Genomic DNA, 19,348 nt, shown 5'->3' with positions numbered 1-19,348 from the left:
GGCTGTGCCGGCGTCATCGCGAGCAGGCTCGCTCCCACAGTTTTTCGCGGTGTGTTAAAGACCGGGCATAAAAAAAGCGCCCCGAAGGACGCCAAAAGATTCACCTCTTACCAAAGGAGCAAGGAGCTTCTAAAGGTGAATTTGCATCAACCGTGAGGTCAGAGAATCGCCAGCGGATACTCGACAATCACCCGCACTTCATCCAGATCCGATTCAAACGCCGTCGCGCGGGTATTGGCCTGGCGCAGGCGCAGCGACATGTCTTTCAGCGAACCGCTCTGCACCACGTATTTGACTTCGATGTCTCGCTCCCAGCGCTTCTGGTCGGTCAGCGGGTTGCCATTGGCATCGCGGCGCATGTACACGGCGTTGGCGTTGGAATAGTCGGCGTCGGTGCCACGGCCGTAACGGGTCATGAACGACAGCCCCGGAACGCCGTAGGTCGTCATGTCGAGGTCGTAGCGCACCATCCACGAACGTTCCTTGGGCGAGTTGAAGTCGCTGTATTGGATGGAGTTGTCGAGGAAGATCGAGTCGGACTGACGCAGGTAGTCGAAGTCGTCATTGCCGTTGTTGCGCTGATGCGACAGCGCGACGGAATGGGCGCCGAGTTTCACGCCGACGCGGCCGCTCCAGATGTTGTTGTCGAACTCGCCGAGCAGTTGTTTGCCTTCGTCGACCGCCTTGTAATAGTTCAGGCCACCGAACAGCGACAGGTCATCCGACAGCGGATAAGTCCATGCGGTGCCGGCGTAGTACTGATTCCAGGCGTCCTTGAGGCGACTGGAATACAGGCTGAAACTGAGGTTTTTGTTCAGCGTGTAGTCGCCACCGAAATAGCCGATCCACGGCGAATTGACCGGGCCTGCGTAGAAGGTCGCGAAGTTCTCGCGCATGTCGCTGGACACCGGTTGGCTCATCGCATGCAGGCGACCACCCTGTACCGACAGACCTTCGATACTGGTGTTGGTGGCCGTGACACCCCGGAAGCTTTCCGGCAACAGTCGGGAGTCACCCGCCGCAACCACCGGGTTGGCGGGGAACACATCGCCGACCTTCACCACCGTATCGAAGGCGCGCACTTTGGCGGCGCCACCGACCTTGGTGTATTCGTCCCGCGCTTCGCCGTCACTGTTGACCGGCAGCACATCAAAGGAACTGCGGCCACCGTTGCGACCGTCACCGGTGTCGAGCTTCAAGCCGATCATCGCAAACGCATCAACACCGACCCCGACGGTGCCTTGGGTGAAACCGGATTCGAACTTGCTGATGACCGCGTGGGCCCAGGCTTCGGAATAACCGTTGCCGGTGGGACTGGACTGGCCGTTGCGGTGATCACGATTGAAGTAGAAGTTGCGGTTGAGCACCGTCAGGCTGCTGCCCTCGATAAACCCCTCGGCTTTATCTTCCGCCAGCACCATGGACGGCCCGGAGCCGACAACCACCGCTAAAGCGGCTATCGACATTTTTGTATTGTTAACCATCAATCACTCCTTGGGTTCGGCAGAACGGGAACGTGCTTCGGCGTGGGTTTTATTGTTCGGCGGGCAAGGGCCCGCCGGCATGGTCGCCGGGTGACATCGTTGCAAGCTGCGGATAACGCCAAGGTGATGGGGGAATTACAATTTCGTCATGTGGGTGTGGTGTTGCCCGATCAGACCAAAACAGCCAGATCCGTGTATCAGGCATGTCGCTGCGCTGATGTGTCGGCAGCGCTCTCAATGAGCTTTCTGGCTTTGCCGGATTAGCTTGGGATCATCGGTTGGCGTCCAGAGCAAACGAGCAGAAGCCTCATTCTTGAGCGCCTTCAAAAGCATCGAGCATGTCGTCTGGCAGTGAGGCGTCAAAGTCTTCGGGAAGCACCAGTTTGCCTTTCATCGCACCGATACACTGACCGCTGGGTTTGCCTACCGGAACCAGACGTGCAAGGGCCCGACCATGTTTGGCAATTGTGATGATCTGCCCGGCGGCTGCGTCATCAACGAGTTTGGACAGATTGTTTTTTGCTTCGGCCAACGGAACGACGATGTCACGGTTCATTGTTCTTTCTCGCGTTGATTTATCTATCCAGCCAGTCATTCAAGATAGAGCCAAGTGCGCAGTGCTGGATGTAGGACGAAACGGACAATCCCGCGCGAGCTTTCGGGGATTGCAGAACGAGGGGAGGGCAGCAGTAACAAATCCCCCAAACGCAAAAACGGCACCCGAAGGTGCCGTTTCTGTTTTCTGCCAAGTACGCTTAAGCGATCAACCCGCCAACCCCGATTGCTGAACCAGGTTCAGCAGCGGCTGTGGATACAGGCCGAGGAAGAATGCCAGTACGGCAATCGCCAGCAGCATCACGCCGCCTGCACGTTGTTCCCAGTGCAGTTGGGCATCGTGGCGACGCAGGTTCGGTTCCATCAGGTACAGGGTGACCATCACGCGCAGGTAGTAGAAGACGCCGATGGCGCTGCCCAGTACCAGGGAGCCAACCAACCACCATTGGTGCGATTCGACACCGGTGGCGATGATGTAGAACTTGCCGATGAAGCCCGCGGTCAGCGGGATACCGGCCAGGGACAGCATCATCACGGTCAGGACGGCGGTCAGGTACGGACGGCGCCAGAACAGGCCGCGGTATTCATACAGGGCGTCCGCGTCACGGCCGTTGTACGGCGAGGACATCAGGGTGATCACACCGAACGCGCCGAGGCTGGTGATCACGTAGGTGACCAGGTACACGCCGATGGCTTCCACGGCCAGGCCTTTGCTCGCCACCAGGGCGATCAGCAGGTAGCCGAAGTGGGCGATGGACGAGTAACCCAGCAGACGCTTGAGGTTGCTTTGGGTCAGTGCCAGCAGGTTACCGAACAGGATCGACGCGATGGCGATGATGGTCAGCACGTCGCTCAGCACACCGCTGCTCGCCGCTGGCGAGATCTGGAACAGACGCACCATCACCGCGAACACCGCGACTTTCGACGCGGTGGCCAGGAACGCTGCCACCGGTGCCGGAGCACCTTCGTAAACGTCCGGGGTCCAGAGGTGGAACGGTACCAGCGACAACTTGAACGCCAGGCCGATCAGCATCATGCCCAGGCCCAATTGAGCCAGAGAGCTTGGCAGACCGGTGGCCGCCAGGGCCTGACCGATGCCGTTGAAGCTCAGGCTGCCAGCGTCGGCGTAGAGCAGGGCCATACCGAACAACAGGAACGCGGAACCGGCAGCCGACAGCACCATGTACTTGATACCGGCTTCCAGCGAGCGCTTGTTGAAGAAGGCATAAGCCACCAGACCGTAAACCGGTACCGAGAGCAGTTCCAGACCGACGAACAAGCCGGCCAGGTGCTGCGCGCTGACCAGTACCAGGCCACCGGCGGCGGCCATCAGGATCAGCAGGTAAAGTTCTTCACGGTTGCCCGGGTAACCCGAACCGCCATCGCCGAGGTAGGCGTGGGCGAGGGTGACACAAGCGAGGGTGGCGACCAGGATCAGCGCCATGTACAAGCAAGCGAAGGTGTCGATCTGCAGCAGTGGCGTCACGGCCAGCGGCGCGACTTTCAGGGCTGGCAGGATCGACAGCAGAGCCAGGTTCAGACCTGCCACCGACAGCAGGAAGGTCTGTGAGTGGTTGCGGCGCCATGCGATAGCCAGCATCACCACGATGATCGTGGCGCTGGTGATCAACAACGGCGCAAGCGCGATAAAGTGTTGAGTCGTGAATTCCATAGCGCTCTTACCGGGCCGAAGCGAGTTGAGTGAAGGCGGTGCCGAGCCACTGCTGCACGCCATGCATCGTCGCGGCAGAGGTATCGAGGAACGGCTGCGGGTACACGCCGATGTAGATCAGCAGCGCCGCAAGTCCAACCACCATGATCAGTTCGCGACCGTCCATGCCATGCAACACCGCGTCCGATTTCGACGGGCCGAAGAAGGCACGGTGGACCATGATCAGCGAGTAGACCGAACCGAACACCAGGCCGGACGTCGCAATCACAGTGATCCATGGGGCGCTGGCGAAGGTGCCGATCAGGATCAGGAACTCTCCGACAAAGTTACCAGTCGCCGGCAAGCCCAGGGACGCGGCGGCGAAGAACAGGCTGAGAGCCGGCAGGTAGGCAATCTTCGACCACAGGCCACCCATCTCACGCATATCGCGGGTGTGGGTACGCTCGTACAGCTGACCGGAGAGGATAAAGAGTGCCGCGGCCGACAGACCGTGCGCCAGCATCTGCATCACTGCGCCCTGCAGCGCCAGTTGGCTGCCGGAGTAGATGCCGATCAGCACGAAGCCCATGTGGGAAACGGACGAGAAGGCGATCAGACGCTTGATGTCGGTTTGCGCAAAGGCCAGGAACGCACCGTAGAAAATCCCGATCAGACCCAGGGTCATCGCGAACGGCGCGAACTCGGCCGAGGCATTCGGGAACAGTGGCAGGGCGAAACGCAGCAGGCCATACGCAGCAGTCTTCAACAAGATACCGGCCAGGTCCACGGAACCCGCGGTCGGTGCCTGGGCGTGAGCGTCAGGCAACCAGGAGTGGAACGGCACTACTGGCAGCTTGACCGCGAAGGCGATGAAGAAGCCGAGCATCAGGATGTACTCGGTGGTCATCGACATCTTGGTCTTCAACAGGTCGGCGTAGTTGAAGGTAATCACGCCGGTGTCGTTGAAGTTGACCAGTACCAGACCCAGGATCGCCACCAACATGATCAGGCCGGAAGCCTGAGTGAAGATGAAGAACTTGGTCGCCGCGTAGATCCGGGTTTTCTTGCCGTCCGAAGAACTGTGACCCCAGAGCGCGATGAGGAAGTACATCGGCACCAGCATCATTTCCCAGAAGAAGAAGAACATGAACAGGTCGAGGGCGAGGAACACGCCGACGACACCGCCCAGGATCCACATCAGGTTCAGGTGGAAGAAGCCCACGTGACGCTGGATCTCTTTCCACGAGCAGAGTACCGAGAGGACACCCAGCAGACCGGTCAGCATGATCATCAACAGCGACAGGCCGTCGAGGGCCAGGTGCACGTTGATGCCGAAGCGCTGGATCCAGACGTGCTTGAACTCAAGCGCCCAGGTCGGATCGGCGCCAGGCGCCGGAGCAAATGAATAGTCACCGTTGGCCCACAGCCAGAGGCCGAGGGAGAGCAGCAGGGACATGGTGATCAGCGCAATCCAGCGGGGGAGGGTAGCGCCGAAGCGCTCACCCATCCAGCACAGCAGGCCGCCGATGAAGGGGATCAGGATTAGCCAAGGCAGAATCATGACGGGCTCGTTTCCTTTCGCAAGTTCGCAAGGTTCATATCAGACCGCTACCAGCACGACGGCGCCGATTACCAGCACGGCACCAGCAGCCATCGAGGCGGCATACCAACGCAATTGACCGGTCTCGGTGCGGCTCAGGGCGGTGTGACCGCCTTTGGCCATACGCGGGATCAGACCGATGGTCTGGTCGAGCGGGTCTTTGCGCAGTACATGGCTGATCGCAAGGTAAGGCTTGACGAACAGTTTGTCGTAGATCCAGTCGAAGCCCCAGGCAGCGAACCACCAGGCCGAAAGGAAGCGGCCGACGCCGCTGTTGGCGACGGCGGTGACGAAGCGACGCTTGCCGAGGAACAGCAGCGCAGCCAGCAGGATACCGGCCAGGGCGATGGCGCCCGAGGCGATTTCCAGACTGTGCTTGGCTTCGCCGCCGGCATGGCCGACGCTTTCCGGCAGTACACCGTGCAGCGGCGGAACGATCATCGCGCCGACGAACGTCGACAGTACGATCAGCACCGACAGTGGCAGCCAGTGAGCAATGCCGTGACCGGCATGCGCTTCGGTCTTCGCTTCACCATGGAACGCGATGAAGATCAGGCGGAAGGTGTACAGCGAGGTCATGAAGGCGCCAACCAGACCTGCATAAAGCAGACCCTGGTTACCGCTGGCGAACGCTTCCCAGAGGATTTCATCCTTGGAGTAGAAGCCCGCGGTCACCAGAGGCAAGGCCGCCAGGGCCGCGCCGCCGACGATGAAGCTGGCGTAGGCCAATGGCAGTTTCTTCCACAGGCCGCCCATCTTGAAGATGTTCTGCTCGTGGTGGCAGGCAACGATCACCGCACCGGACGCAAGGAACAACAGCGCCTTGAAGAAGGCGTGGGTCATCAGGTGGAAGATCGCGCCGTCCCACGCACCTACGCCCAGGGCCAGGAACATGTAGCCGATCTGGCTCATGGTCGAGTAGGCGAGGATACGTTTGATGTCGGTCTGAACCAATGCGGCAAAACCTGCCAGCACCAGCGTCACGCCACCGACAACACCCACCAGGTGCAGGATATCCGGCGCCAGGGCGAACAGACCGTGGGTACGGGCGATCAGGTAGACACCGGCGGTCACCATGGTCGCGGCGTGGATCAGTGCCGAAACCGGAGTAGGGCCGGCCATCGCATCCGCCAGCCAGGTTTGCAGCGGCAGTTGCGCGGATTTACCAACAGCGCCGCCCAGCAGCATCAGGGTCGCCAGAACGATCCAGAAGTCGCCGGCCTTGAAGTGCTCAGGCGCCTTGACCAGCAGCTCCTGAATGTTCAGCGTGCCCAACTGTTGGAACAGGATGAACAGGCCGATGGCCATGAACACGTCGCCGACGCGGGTCACGATGAAAGCTTTGAGTGCCGCGTTACCGTTGTTGCGGTTGCTGTAGTAGAAACCGATCAACAGGTACGAGCACAGGCCCACGCCTTCCCAGCCGAAGTACACGAACAGCAGGTTATCGGCCAGGACCAGGAACAGCATGCTGGCGATAAACAGGTTGGTGTAGGCGAAGAAGCGCGAGTAACCGGCTTCACCGCGCATGTACCAGGACGCGAACAGGTGGATCAGGAAGCCGACGCCGACCACCACACCGAGCATGGTCAGGGACAGACCATCCAGGTACAGCGCGAAGTTAGGCGTGAAGCCTTCTACCGCCATCCACTGCCACAACACGTGGGTGTAGTGACCGCCTTCAGGTGGTGCAACGTTGAACTGCCAGATTATGTAAGCAGTGACGATTGCCGACAGGCCAATGGAGCCGACGCCGATCAGCGCCGAAAGGTTTTCCGACCAGCGACCGCGTGAGAACGCCAGCAGCAGGAAACCTATGAGAGGGAATACGAAAGTCAGATAGAGAAGGTTCATCCGCGCATCTCGCTGGCAGCGTCGATATCGAGAGTGTGGAAGCGGCGATACAGCTGCAACAGAATCGCCAGGCCAATACTGGCCTCGGCGGCTGCCAGGCTGATCACCAGAATGAACATGATCTGTCCATCCGGCTGCGCCCAACGGCTACCGGCAACGATGAACGCCAACGCGGAGGCATTCATCATGACCTCCAGGCTCATCAGCACGAAAAGAATGTTGCGCCGGACCATCAGGCCGACCAGACCGAGGCAGAACAGGATGCCGGCAACCGCCAGACCATGCTCCATAGGGATAGCAGGCATCGTCATTGCTCCTTGGCTTCGTTGCGGCCCAAGTGGAACGCCGTGACGGCTGCGGCGAGCAGCAGCATCGAGGCGAGTTCGACCACCAGCAGGTAAGGACCGAACAGGCTGATGCCCACGGCCTTCGCGTCTACGGTGGTGTGGCCGATGGCCTGACCGCTGGCATCGCTGAACAACACGTACAGCAGTTCAACCAGCAGCAGGGTGCCGAGGGCGACCGGGCCGAGCCAGATGCCGGGCTTGAGCCAGACGCGCTCTTGCTGAACCGAGGCGGGGCCCAGGTTCAGCATCATCACCACGAACACGAACAGCACCATGATGGCGCCGGCGTAGGCGATCACTTCCAGTACACCGGCAAACGGTGCGCCGAGGGCGAAGAACGTCATGGCCACGGCGATCAGCGAAATGATCAGGTAGAGCAGGGCGTGCACGGGGTTGGTGTTGGTGATCACGCGAAGCGTGGACACAACAGCGATACCCGATGCGAAATAGAAAGCGAATTCCATCTTTCTTCCTTAAGGCAGCAAGCTCTTCACGTTGATCGGTTCGGCTTCATTCTGCGCGGAGCCTTTTGGCTTACCGGCAATCGCCATACCTGCAACACGATAGAAGTTGTAATCAGGGTTTTTGCCGGGGCCGGAGATCAACAGATCTTCTTTCTCGTACACCAGGTCCTGACGTTTGAACTCGGCCATCTCGAAATCCGGTGTCAGCTGGATCGCGGTGGTCGGGCAGGCTTCCTCGCAGAGGCCGCAGAAAATGCAGCGCGAGAAGTTGATACGGAAAAACTCCGGGTACCAGCGACCGTCGTCGGTTTCAGCTTTCTGCAGCGAGATGCAACCGACCGGGCACGCCACGGCGCACAGGTTGCAGGCTACACAACGCTCTTCGCCGTCGGGGTCGCGGGTCAGCACGATACGTCCACGGAAGCGCGGCGGCAGGTACACGGCTTCTTCCGGGTACTGCAGCGTGTCGCGCTTGCGGAAGGCGTGGCCGAAGATCATCACCAGGCTGCGAAGCTGGGTGAAGAAGCCATGCACGATGTCAAAAATGTACTTCATGATTCTCTATCCTCACTGAGCCGCGACGGCGGGCGTGTTGAGCAACACGACCGCAGCGGTCACCAGCATGTTGACGAGGGTCAGCGGCAGGCAGAACTTCCAGCTGAAATCCATCACTTGGTCATACCGTGGGCGCGGAATCGAGGCGCGCAGCAGGATGAAGAACATGATGAAGAACGCGGTTTTCAGTGCAAACCAGATGAACGGGATCTGCGGCAGAATGCCGAACGGACCGTGCCAGCCACCGAAGAACAACGTCACCAGCAGCGCCGAAATCAACACGATGCCGATGTACTCACCGACGAAGAACATGCCCCATTTCATGCCGGCGTATTCAATGTGGTAACCGTCGGCCAGTTCCTGCTCCGCTTCCGGCTGGTCGAACGGGTGACGGTGAGTCACGGCGACGCCAGCGATAAAGAAGGTCAGGAAACCGAAGATCTGCGGAATGACGAACCACAGGTTCTGCGCCTGGTATTCAACGATGTCGCGCATGTTGAACGAGCCAACCTGGATCACGATGCCCATCAGCGACAGGCCCATGAACACTTCGTACGACACGGTTTGTGCCGAGGCCCGCAAGCTGCCCAGCAGGGCGAACTTGTTGTTACTCGACCAGCCGGCGAACAGCACTGCGTAGACCGACAGACCGGCCATGGCGAAGAAGAACAGGATGCCGATGTTGATGTCCGCCACGCCCCAGGTCGGGGTGATCGGGATGATCGCGAAGGCAATCAGCAAGGCGCTCATGGCCACGACCGGTGCCAACGTGAAGATCACTTTGTCGGCGAACGGCGGGGTCCAGTCTTCCTTGAAGAACATCTTGATCATGTCGGCGGCAATCTGGAACGCGCCGAACGGGCCGACGCGGTTCGGACCGTAACGGTCCTGCCAGAGGGCGAGCAGACGACGCTCGACCCAGCTCAGCAGCGCGCCGCACACCACCACGGCGAGCAGAATCACGATGGCCTTGAGGACCGCGATAATTACGTCGATCACTTCAGGAGTGAACAAGGTCATAGCGCTGCCTCCTGCAGACCGTCAACGGATTTGCCAAAGATCGCGGGCGGAATGCCAGCGATACCGGCCGGCAATGCGACCAGACCGGCACCCAGCTCTTCGTTGATGCGCAGCGGCAGACGCAGGGTCTGGCCGGCCACGTTCAGGCTCAGCAGGGCACCGTCATTGACGCCCAGGCGATCGGCTTCGGACTTGGCCAGCGACAGGTATGCAGCTGGAATGCGTTCTTGAACCGGCGCGGCTTTGGAAGAGTTCTCTTCGCTGCCGAACAGGTGGAAGAACGGCACGACCTGCCAGGTGCCCGGAGCCGGGTTGAACGCGCGCGGAACACTGGCGAACCAGTTCAGCGAATCACCGGTGCTTTCGATCAGGCGAGTGCCCGGGTCGCCAGCGCGGATGTGACCACCGACTTCGTCCTGGAACTTGTTCCAGGCTTGCGGCGAGTTCCAGCCCGGAGACCAGGCGAATGGTACTTGCTGACGCGGTTCGACCGAGCCCGAGTAACCTTCCATGGAGAACGAGAACGCGGTGTCGTTGTCCTGGGAAGTACGCGGTTCATGCACACTGATGTCGGCGCGCATGGCGGTCCGGCCGCTGTAACGCAGCGGTTCGCGAGCCAGTTTCAGGCCTTTGATACGGAACGCAGCGGACGGTGCGGCATCGACGATGCGCGCCAGTTGCGGTTTGCTCGCGGCAACGGCAGCGGTGACGTGGTCCAGTTGGGTCCAGTCGATCGGCTGGTTCAGCAGGGTCGAACGCAGGGCATGCAGCCAGCGCCAGCCTTCGCGAACCAGAATGCTCGCGTCGAGGTAAGTCGGGTCGAAGACCTGGAAGAAACGCTGGGCGCGGCCTTCCTGGCTGACCAGCGTACCGTCGCCTTCAGCGAAGCTGGCGGCTGGCAGAACCAGGTGCGCGCGATCGCTGGTGGCGGTCTTCTGATGGTCCGCCACGATCACCACTTTTGCGGCGTTCAGGGCAGTATCGACCTTGGCTTTGTCGGTACGGGTGTACAGATCGTTTTCCAACACGACGATGGCGTCGGCCTTGCCGTCGATCACCGCTTGCAGGGCTGCATCGACCGAGTCACCACCGAGCATGGCCAGGCCAAGGCTGTTGGCCTCTGGCACGATCAGGCTGATGGAACCGTTCTTCTCGCGCAGCTTCAGAGCCTTGGCGATGTTCGCCGCGGCTTCGATCAGCGCCTTGGAACCCAGCGAGGTACCGGCAATGATCAATGGACGCTTGGCAGCGAGCAGGGCGTTGGCGATGCGCTGAGCCAGTTCGAGGGCTTCAGCGTCCAGGCCTTCAACGGCCGGCGCGCTGGCATCGAGGGCGTGAGCCACGGCGAAACCGATGCGGGCCAGGTCGTCAGGAGCTGCGTGGACGCATTCTTCAGCCACGTCGTCGAGTTTGGTTTCAGCCAGGCTGGCGATGAACAGCGGGTTCAGCGCGTTCTGACCGATGTTCTTCACCGCGGCATCGAGCCATGGCTGAACGCGCATGGCGTCGGCCATGTCTTCGGCCTTGCCCTTGACCGATTGACGCAGGGCCAGAGCCATGCGCGCAGCAGTCTGGGTCAGGTCTTCGCCGAGGACGAAAATCGCATCGTGATCTTCGATGTCGCGCATGTTCGGGATCGGCAGCGGGCTGTCTTTGAGCACCTGTACAACCAGACGAATGCGCTCAAGTTCAGCGGCTTCGATGCCGGAGTAGAAGTGCTCGGCGCCAACCAGTTCAAGCAACGCGTAGTTGCTTTCGAGGCTGGCGCGTGGCGAACCGATACCGACGATGTTGCGACCGCGCAGCAGGTCAGCGGCGTTATCCAGCGCTTCGTCGAGGCTCAGCTTGGCGCCGTTGGCCAGCAGTGGCTGACGCGGGCGGTCTTCGCGGTTGACGTAGCCATAGCCGAAACGGCCACGGTCGCACAGGAAGTACTGGTTCACCGAACCGTTGAAACGGTTTTCGATGCGACGCAGTTCGCCGTAACGCTCGCCCGGGGAAATGTTGCAACCGCTGGAGCAGCCATGGCAGATGCTCGGCGAGAACTGCATGTCCCACTTACGGTTGTAGCGCTCGGAGTGAGTCTTGTCGGTGAACACACCGGTCGGGCAGACCTCGGTGAGGTTGCCGGAGAACTCGCTTTCGAGGGTGCCGTCTTCAACGCGACCGAAGTACACGTTGTCGTGAGCACCGAACACACCGAGGTCGGTGCCGCCGGCGTAGTCTTTATAGAAGCGCACGCAGCGATAGCAAGCGATGCAGCGGTTCATTTCGTGGGAAATGAACGGCCCCAGTTGCTGGTTCTGGTGAGTACGCTTGGTGAAGCGATAGCGGCGCTCGTTGTGGCCGGTCATCACCGTCATGTCTTGCAGGTGGCAGTGACCGCCTTCCTCACAGACCGGGCAGTCGTGAGGGTGGTTGGTCATCAGCCATTCAACGACGCTGGCGCGAAACACTTTCGCTTCTTCGTCGTCGATGGAAATCCAGCTGCCGTCGGTGGCGGGGGTCATGCAGGACATGACGATCCGACCACGCTTGTCGTTCTCGTCGGTGTACTGCTTGACCGCGCACTGGCGGCAAGCGCCAACGCTGCCAAGGGCTGGGTGCCAGCAGAAATAAGGGATATCGAGGCCTAGCGACAGACACGCCTGTAACAGGTTGTCTGCCCCATCGACTTCGAGCTCTTTGCCGTCTACGTGGATAGTGGCCATGGTTCAAAGTTCTTCGTTGGCCCGGTGTCAGCGGGCGTGGCTAATGGAATCTTGTTATTCGCGTGGATCAACACAGCCGTTTACGGCGTCATCACACGAGAAGACGAAGGGCACGGACCCTTCGCCTTTTTAAGCGTTTACGCGCCGACTACGATCGGCTTTGCCAGAGGCGGGACGACGGCGCTGGTAGGCGCGATGCCGGCTTCGAACTCATGGCGGAAGTATTTGATGGCGCTGCCCAACGGCTCCACGGCACCCGGTGCGTGTGCACAGAAGGTCTTGCCCGGGCCGAGGAAACCGACCAGACCCAGCAGGGTCTCGATATCGCCGGCTTGCCCTTCACCGTTCTCGATCGCGCGCAGCAGCTTGACGCTCCACGGCAAACCGTCACGGCACGGGGTGCAGAAGCCGCAGGATTCGCGGGAGAAGAACTCTTCCATGTTGCGCAACAGGGAAACCATGTTGACGCTGTCGTCCACCGCCATGGCCAGGCCGGTACCCATACGGGTGCCCACTTTGGCGATGCCGCCGGCGTACATTTGTGCGTCCAGGTGTTCCGGCAACAGGAAACCGGTACCGGCGCCGCCTGGCTGCCAGCACTTGAGCTTGTAACCGTCGCGCATGCCGCCGGCGTAGTCTTCGAACAACTCGCGACCGGTGACGCCGAACGGCAATTCCCACAGGCCAGGGTTCTTGACCTTGCCGGAAAAGCCCATGAGCTTGGTGCCCATGTCTTCACTGCCTTCGCGGGCCAACGATTTGTACCAGTCCACGCCGTCGGCAATGATCGCCGGTACGTTGCACAGGGTTTCAACGTTGTTCACGCAAGTCGGCTTGCCCCACACGCCCACGGCGGCAGGGAAGGGCGGCTTGGAGCGCGGGTTGGCGCGGCGGCCTTCGAGGGAGTTGATCAGTGCGGTTTCTTCACCGCAGATGTAACGCCCGGCACCGGTGTGGACGAACAGCTCGAAATCGAAGCCGCTGCCCAGGATGTTTTTACCCAAAAGGCCCGCTGCCTTGGCTTCTTCCACGGCACGGTTCAGGTGCTTGGCGGCGGTGGTGTATTCGCCACGCAGGAAGATGTAGCCACGGTAGGTTTTCAGCGCGCGAGCACTGATCAGCATGCCTTCGATCAGCAGATGGGGCAGTTGCTCCATCAGCATGCGGTCTTTCCAGGTGTTCGGCTCCATCTCATCCGCGTTGCACAGCAGGTAGCGGATGTTGATGGATTCGTCCTTGGGCATCAGGCCCCACTTCACGCCCGTGGGGAAGCCTGCACCGCCGCGGCCCTTGAGGCCGGAGTCTTTCACGGTCTGGACGATGTCGTCCTGGGCCATGTCGGCGAAGGCTTTGCGCGCAGCGGCGTAACCGTTCTTGGCCTGGTATTCGTCGAGCCATACGGCTTCGCCGTCGTCACGCAGACGCCAGGTGAGCGGGTGAGTCTCGGCCGAACGCTTGATGCGGTTGGCTGGACCGAAGGAGGTCAGGGTCATACGTAGCCCTCGAGCAATTTGGCAACGCCGGCAGGCTGCACATCACCGAACGTGTCGTCGTCGATCATCAGCGCCGGCGCCTTGTCACAGTTGCCGAGGCAGCAGACTGGCAGCAGGGTGAAACGACCGTCGGCGGTGGTCTGACCCAGGCCGATGCCCAGCTTGCTCTGGATTTCGCTGACCACCGACTCGTGGCCGCCGATGTAGCAGACCATGCTGTCGCAGACGCGAATGATGTGACGACCCACGGGTTGACGGAAGATCTGGCTATAGAACGTCGCCACCCCTTCAACGTCGCTGGCCGGGATGCCGAGGATCTCGCCGATGGCGTAGAGCGCGCCGTCAGGCACCCAGCCACGTTCCTTCTGGACGATCTTCAGGGCTTCGATCGACGCCGCGCGCGGGTCTTCGTAGTGATGCAGCTCATGCTCGATGGCCGAGCGCTCGGTTTCGCTCAGGGCGAAACGGTCTGTCTGGATAAGCGGGCTGTTCATGCTTAGCGGTCCACGTCGGCCATAACGAAATCGATACTACCCAGGTACGCGATCAAGTCCGCGACCATGCTGCCTTTGATCACCGAAGGGATCTGCTGCAGGTGCGGGAAGCTTGGAGTACGAATCCGGGTGCGGTAGCTCATGGTGCCGCCATCGCTCGTCAGGTAATAACTGTTGATGCCCTTGGTCGCTTCGATCATCTGGAAGGATTCGTTGGCCGGCATGACCGGGCCCCACGAAACTTGCAGGAAGTGCGTGATCAGGGTCTCGATGTGTTGCAGCGTGCGCTCTTTTGGTGGCGGCGTGGTCAGCGGGTGATCCGCCTTGTACGGGCCTTCCGGCATGTTGCGCATGCACTGCTCGATGATCTTGAGGCTCTGGCGCATTTCTTCGACGCGAACGATGCAACGGTCGTAGGCATCGCCATTGGCCGCCAGCGGGATTTCGAATTCGAAGTTTTCGTAGCCGGAGTAAGGGCGAGCCTTACGCAGGTCGAAATCACAACCGGTCGAACGCAGGCCGGCACCGGTGACGCCCCATTCCAGGGCTTCTTTGGTGTTGTAGGCGGCGACGCCGATGGTCCGGCCACGCAGGATGCTGTTGTCCAGTGCGGCTTTCTGGTATTCGTCCAGACGCTTTGGCATCCACTCGACGAAATCCTTGACCAGTTTTTCCCAGCCGCGCGGCAGGTCGTGAGCGACGCCACCGATGCGGTACCAGGCCGGGTGCAGACGGAAACCGGTGATGGCTTCGATCACCGTGTACGCCTTCTGGCGGTCGGTGAAGGTGAAGAACACCGGGGTCATGGCGCCGACGTCCTGGATGTAAGTCCCCAGGAACAGCAGGTGGCTGGTGATCCGGAAGAACTCGGCCATCATGATGCGGATGACGTCGACCTTCTCGGGCACCTTGATGCCGGCCAGCTTCTCGACCGAGAGCACGTACGGCAGGTTGTTCATCACGCCGCCGAGGTAGTCGATACGGTCGGTGTACGGAATGAAGCTGTGCCAGGACTGACGCTCGGCCATCTTCTCGGCACCACGGTGGTGGTAACCGACGTCCGGCACGCAGTCGACGATCTCTTCACCGTCCAGCTGCAGAATGATACGGAATGCACCGTGCGCCGAAGGGTGGTTCGGGCCCAGGTTGAGGAACATGTAGTCCTCGTTCGGCCCGGAACGCTTCATGCCCCAATCTTCAGGCTTGAAGCGCGCGGCTTCTTCCTCAAGCTGTTGCTTGGCCAGGGTCAGGCTGAACGGGTCGAACTCGGTGGCGCGGGCCGGGAAGTCCTTGCGCAGCGGGTGACCTTCCCAGGTCGGCGGCATCATGATGCGGGTCAGGTGCGGGTGACCGGCAAAGTTGATGCCGTACATGTCCCACACTTCACGCTCGTACCAGTTGGCGTTCGGCCAGAGACCGGTAACGGTCGGCACGCTGAGGTCGCTCTCGGACAAGGCGACCTTGATCATTACGTCACTATTACGTTCGATCGACATCAAGTGATAGAACACAGTGAAGTCGGCGCCGCTTGGCAGCCCTTGACGCTTGGTGCGCAGACGCTCGTCCACGCCGTGCAGGTCATAGAGCATGACGTACGGCTTGGGCAGGTTGCGCAGGAAGGTCAGGACTTCGACGAGTTTGGCGCGGGCAACCCAAAGCACCGGCATGCCGGTGCGGGTCGGCTGGGCGGTGAACGCCTCCGGGCCAAAACGATTGTTCAGTTCGACGACCACATCCTGGTCGTCTGCCTTATAAGGCGGGATGTACAGAGCACTGCCTGTAGTCATGGTTATTTATCGCTTTCGGTCAACGTAAAGAATGAAGCCAGTTTCTCGTTTCTTTGTAAGAACAGATCTGGATCAGACTTCGTCGGGGCTGCGCAGGTTGGTTACCTGAATACGCTGTTCGCGGCGCTGTTCCTTTTGCGAAGGCATCTCGGCGCGGTAAACGCCTTGATCGCCAACGACCCAGGAAAGTGGGCGACGCTCCTGGCCAATCGACTCCTGCAACAGCATCAAGCCTTGCAGAAAAGCTTCAGGGCGGGGTGGGCAGCCAGGCACGTAGACGTCCACGGGCAGGAACTTGTCCACCCCTTGAACGACGGAGTAGATGTCGTACATGCCACCGGAGTTGGCGCACGAACCCATGGAGATGACCCATTTAGGCTCGAGCATTTGCTCGTAGAGACGCTGAATGATCGGCGCCATCTTGATGAAGCAGGTACCGGCGATAACCATGAAATCCGCCTGGCGCGGCGATGCCCGGATAACCTCGGCGCCAAAGCGCGCGATGTCGTGGGGCGCCGTGAAGGCGGTGGTCATTTCCACGTAGCAGCACGAAAGACCGAAGTTATACGGCCACAGGGAGTTCTTGCGCCCCCAGTTGATCGTGCCGTTGAGCACGTCTTCGAGCTTGCCCATGAAAATGTTTTTGTGGACTTGATCTTCTAACGGATCGGAAACGGTTTCCCGTTTGCCAATCGGATACTGCTCGTTAGGAGCATCGGGGTCGATCCTGGTGAGATTGTATTGCATTGCCAAAGCCTCATTGTTTCAGCTTCGCTTGCCGCTTACGACGAGCTTCCGGAGCCCAGTCAAGGGCGCCCACTCGGAATAGGTAGACAAGACCTGCCAACAGAATTGCTATGAAAACGAGAGCTTCGACGAATCCGGTCCAGCCGCTTTCGCGGACGGACACAGACCAGGCAAAGAGAAAAAGGGCTTCGATATCGAAGATCACGAAGAGCATCGCGACCAGATAGAATTTGGCTGAGAGCCGCAAGCGGGCGCCACCGGTAGGTAGCATGCCGGACTCGAACGGTTCGTTTTTGCTGCGGCCCCAGGCTTTTGACCCGAGGAGGCTGGATACGCCGAGCATGAAGGCGCAAAGGCCGCCGACACCCAGAAGGAAAATGGCAAAGCCCCAGTTGTGGGCCATGAGTCCGGTCGCTTCGGGCATGCTGGTAATCCTTAACAGAGAGCAAAGGTCTCTGAGCTTGAAAAGAAACAAAGCAGTGACGATATGTCGCAGCAATCAATCGCGGTGATTTTATGGCTAAACACCGAGCAAGTAAAATTCAGATAGCGAAATTATTTACAAGAATAAGGACATAGCGTGCCTCCAAAGCCCTGTAGCCCATGCCGCTCGGGCATTAGCGGGGGTTTTGTCAAATATGTTTTGTAGGGAATGTAACGAACATACTTGCCGCTAAATGATAATCAATATTATTTGACGCAGTTTTCAAACTGTTTAACGGGTGAGTGGCTGGGAAGTTGTCTTATATGCGTGTTACTGCAAGTAGCGAGCTCGGTCGTTTTACCTTATTTTCCGGGCCGTGAAACTGCTCTGGATCAATGTGTTTCGCAAAATTCTGTGGGTTAACACGTTCCCTGTGGGAGCCGGGCTTGCCCGCGATGGCAGTGTGTCAGACACGGCAGATGTTGACTGACAGGTCGCCATCGCGGGCAAGCCCGGCTCCCACAGGGTTTTGCAGTGATCGAAAAATCGCAGGCAAAAAAACGCCCCGAACCAGTCGGGGCGTCAGATGAGCGGCTTTGCGGTTAGCTTTTTATTCGGTCCGCAAGGGCCGTTTGCTTAAGCGAAGCAGATCAGTGGAACTGTTCTTCTTCGGTCGAACCGGTCAGCGCAGTCACCGAGGACGTACCACCTTGAATCACGGTGGTCATGTCGTCGAAGTAGCCGGTACCCACTTCCTGCTGGTGAGCCACGAAGGTGTAACCCTTGGCAGCGTCAGCGAACTCTTGCTCTTGCAGCTTCACGTAGGCAGTCATGTCGTTGCGGGCGTAGTCGTGCGCCAGGTTGAACATGCTGTGCCACATGTTGTGAATGCCGGCCAGGGTGATGAACTGGTGCTTGTAACCCATGGCGGACAGTTCGCGCTGGAACTTGGCGATGGTCGCATCGTCCAGGTTTTTCTTCCAGTTGAAGGAAGGCGAGCAGTTGTACGACAGCAGTTGGTCCGGGTATTCCTTTTTGATCGCTTCAGCGAAGCGACGAGCCTCGTCCAGATCCGGCTTGGCGGTTTCGCACCAGATCAGGTCGGCGAACGGTGCATAGGCCAGGCCGCGAGCGATGGCCTGGTCGAGACCGGCGCGCACTTTGTAGAAGCCTTCCTGGGTACGTTCGCCAGTCACGAATGGCTGGTCGTACGGATCGCAATCGGAAGTCAACAAGTCGGCTGCGTTAGCGTCGGTACGGGCCAGGATGATGGTCGGTGTACCGGCTACGTCAGCTGCCAGACGAGCAGCGGTCAGCTTCTGCACTGCTTCCTGGGTAGGAACCAGTACCTTGCCGCCCATGTGGCCGCATTTTTTCACGGAAGCCAGTTGGTCTTCGAAGTGAACGCCGGCGGCGCCTGCTTCGATCATGCTCTTCATCAGCTCGTAGGCGTTCAGTACGCCACCGAAACCGGCTTCAGCGTCAGCCACGATCGGAGCGAAGTAGTCGATGTAACCTTCGTCGCCCGGGTTCTTGCCGGCTTTCCACTGGATCTGGTCAGCGCGACGGAACGAGTTGTTGATGCGCTTGACCACGGTCGGAACCGAATCCACCGGGTACAGCGACTGATCCGGGTACATCGATTCGGCGGAGTTGTTGTCCGCAGCCACTTGCCAGCCCGACAGGTAGATCGCCTGGATACCGGCTTTGACTTGTTGCACAGCCTGGCCACCGGTCAGGGCGCCCATGCAGTTGACGAAATCTTTCTCAGGACGGAAGGACGGCTTGGCACCCTGGGTTACCAGGTTCCAAAGCTTGTCGGCGCCCATTTTTGCAAAGGTGTGCTCAGGTTGAACCGAGCCACGCAGGCGGACGACGTCAGCAGCGGAGTAATTGCGTGTCACGCCTTTCCAGCGCGGGTTTTCAGCCCAATCTTTTTCGAGGGCTGCAATTTGCTGTTCGCGTGTCAGTGCCATGGGGATAAACCTCGTCGCGTCTTTAATCGAAAGTGGTTCTGGGTGGACAATTCCTGCGTGCCAAATACGCATTTCAAAGGGGCGTAAAAGGCTGCTCGCTGACCAGAAGCTTAGGCGGTCAAGTCGGGTTCGGCGGGGATGGCGACGGGATGAACGATGGGCTCGAGGGGAAGTGAGCAGGTAAGG

16 protein-coding genes are annotated in these 19,348 nt (G+C 59.8%); all 16 read right to left on the bottom strand.

Annotation, left to right across the window (positions count from 1 at the left end; all coding sequences use genetic code 11):
- Nucleotides 1-158 precede the first annotated feature (158 nt).
- On the bottom strand, nt 159-1,484 hold the full coding sequence (locus tag KGB18_RS13750; RefSeq protein WP_123722017.1) for an OprD family porin: 1,326 nt from the start codon (nt 1,482-1,484) through the stop codon (nt 159-161).
- A gap of 307 nt (nt 1,485-1,791) precedes the next feature.
- On the bottom strand, nt 1,792-2,040 hold the full coding sequence (locus KGB18_RS13745) for a type II toxin-antitoxin system Phd/YefM family antitoxin (RefSeq protein WP_123722018.1): 249 nt from the start codon (nt 2,038-2,040) through the stop codon (nt 1,792-1,794).
- A gap of 207 nt (nt 2,041-2,247) precedes the next feature.
- Complete coding sequence (gene nuoN, locus KGB18_RS13740; protein ID WP_008014910.1) at nt 2,248-3,711, bottom strand: NADH-quinone oxidoreductase subunit NuoN; 1,464 nt, start codon at nt 3,709-3,711, stop codon at nt 2,248-2,250.
- Nucleotides 3,712-3,718: 7 nt separating this feature from the next.
- Complete coding sequence (nuoM, locus tag KGB18_RS13735; RefSeq protein WP_123722019.1) at nt 3,719-5,251, bottom strand: NADH-quinone oxidoreductase subunit M; 1,533 nt, start codon at nt 5,249-5,251, stop codon at nt 3,719-3,721.
- 39 nt (nt 5,252-5,290) lie between these two features.
- The gene (nuoL, locus tag KGB18_RS13730; RefSeq protein ID WP_123722020.1) at nt 5,291-7,144 is read right to left on the bottom strand and encodes an NADH-quinone oxidoreductase subunit L; all 1,854 of its coding nucleotides are present in this window, start codon (nt 7,142-7,144) and stop codon (nt 5,291-5,293) included.
- A complete protein-coding gene (gene nuoK, locus KGB18_RS13725; RefSeq protein WP_007946416.1) occupies nt 7,141-7,449 on the bottom strand; it encodes an NADH-quinone oxidoreductase subunit NuoK in 309 nt (102 codons plus the stop codon). The genes nuoL and nuoK overlap by 4 nt, the downstream gene beginning before the upstream one ends.
- A gap of 2 nt (nt 7,450-7,451) precedes the next feature.
- Nucleotides 7,452-7,955, bottom strand: coding sequence for an NADH-quinone oxidoreductase subunit J (nuoJ, locus tag KGB18_RS13720; protein WP_007905076.1), 504 nt, complete (start codon nt 7,953-7,955; stop codon nt 7,452-7,454).
- Between the two features lie 9 nt (nt 7,956-7,964).
- On the bottom strand, nt 7,965-8,510 hold the full coding sequence (gene nuoI, locus KGB18_RS13715; RefSeq protein ID WP_200889382.1) for an NADH-quinone oxidoreductase subunit NuoI: 546 nt from the start codon (nt 8,508-8,510) through the stop codon (nt 7,965-7,967).
- 12 nt (nt 8,511-8,522) lie between these two features.
- A complete protein-coding gene (gene nuoH, locus KGB18_RS13710; RefSeq protein WP_007905066.1) occupies nt 8,523-9,530 on the bottom strand; it encodes an NADH-quinone oxidoreductase subunit NuoH in 1,008 nt (335 codons plus the stop codon).
- Entirely contained in the window at nt 9,527-12,241 is a 2,715-nt protein-coding gene (nuoG, locus tag KGB18_RS13705) for an NADH-quinone oxidoreductase subunit NuoG (protein ID WP_223570109.1), read from the bottom strand. The genes nuoH and nuoG overlap by 4 nt, the downstream gene beginning before the upstream one ends.
- A gap of 137 nt (nt 12,242-12,378) precedes the next feature.
- Entirely contained in the window at nt 12,379-13,734 is a 1,356-nt protein-coding gene (nuoF, locus tag KGB18_RS13700) for an NADH-quinone oxidoreductase subunit NuoF (protein ID WP_008014896.1), read from the bottom strand.
- Complete coding sequence (nuoE, locus tag KGB18_RS13695) at nt 13,731-14,228, bottom strand: NADH-quinone oxidoreductase subunit NuoE (protein ID WP_007940871.1); 498 nt, start codon at nt 14,226-14,228, stop codon at nt 13,731-13,733. Before nuoE ends, nuoF begins: the two co-directional genes overlap by 4 nt.
- Nucleotides 14,229-14,230: 2 nt before the next feature.
- Entirely contained in the window at nt 14,231-16,015 is a 1,785-nt protein-coding gene (gene nuoC / locus KGB18_RS13690; protein ID WP_123722022.1) for an NADH-quinone oxidoreductase subunit C/D, read from the bottom strand.
- Between the two features lie 72 nt (nt 16,016-16,087).
- Nucleotides 16,088-16,762 carry a NuoB/complex I 20 kDa subunit family protein gene (locus KGB18_RS13685; RefSeq protein WP_008014893.1) on the bottom strand — a complete coding sequence of 225 codons (675 nt, stop codon included), beginning with the start codon at nt 16,760-16,762 and terminating at the stop codon, nt 16,088-16,090.
- Between the two features lie 10 nt (nt 16,763-16,772).
- Nucleotides 16,773-17,186, bottom strand: coding sequence for an NADH-quinone oxidoreductase subunit A (locus KGB18_RS13680; protein WP_007905050.1), 414 nt, complete (start codon nt 17,184-17,186; stop codon nt 16,773-16,775).
- A 650-nt stretch (nt 17,187-17,836) separates the two neighbouring features.
- A complete protein-coding gene (gene aceA, locus KGB18_RS13675; protein WP_007905048.1) occupies nt 17,837-19,162 on the bottom strand; it encodes an isocitrate lyase in 1,326 nt (441 codons plus the stop codon).
- Nucleotides 19,163-19,348 lie beyond the last annotated feature (186 nt).

Origin of the sequence: Pseudomonas sp. BF-R-26, assembly GCF_019947395.1 — a bacterium.
Classification (GTDB): domain Bacteria; phylum Pseudomonadota; class Gammaproteobacteria; order Pseudomonadales; family Pseudomonadaceae; genus Aquipseudomonas; species Aquipseudomonas farris.
The sequence above is the reverse complement of the archived record's forward strand: the minus strand, read 5'-3'. Positions and strand labels throughout refer to the sequence as shown.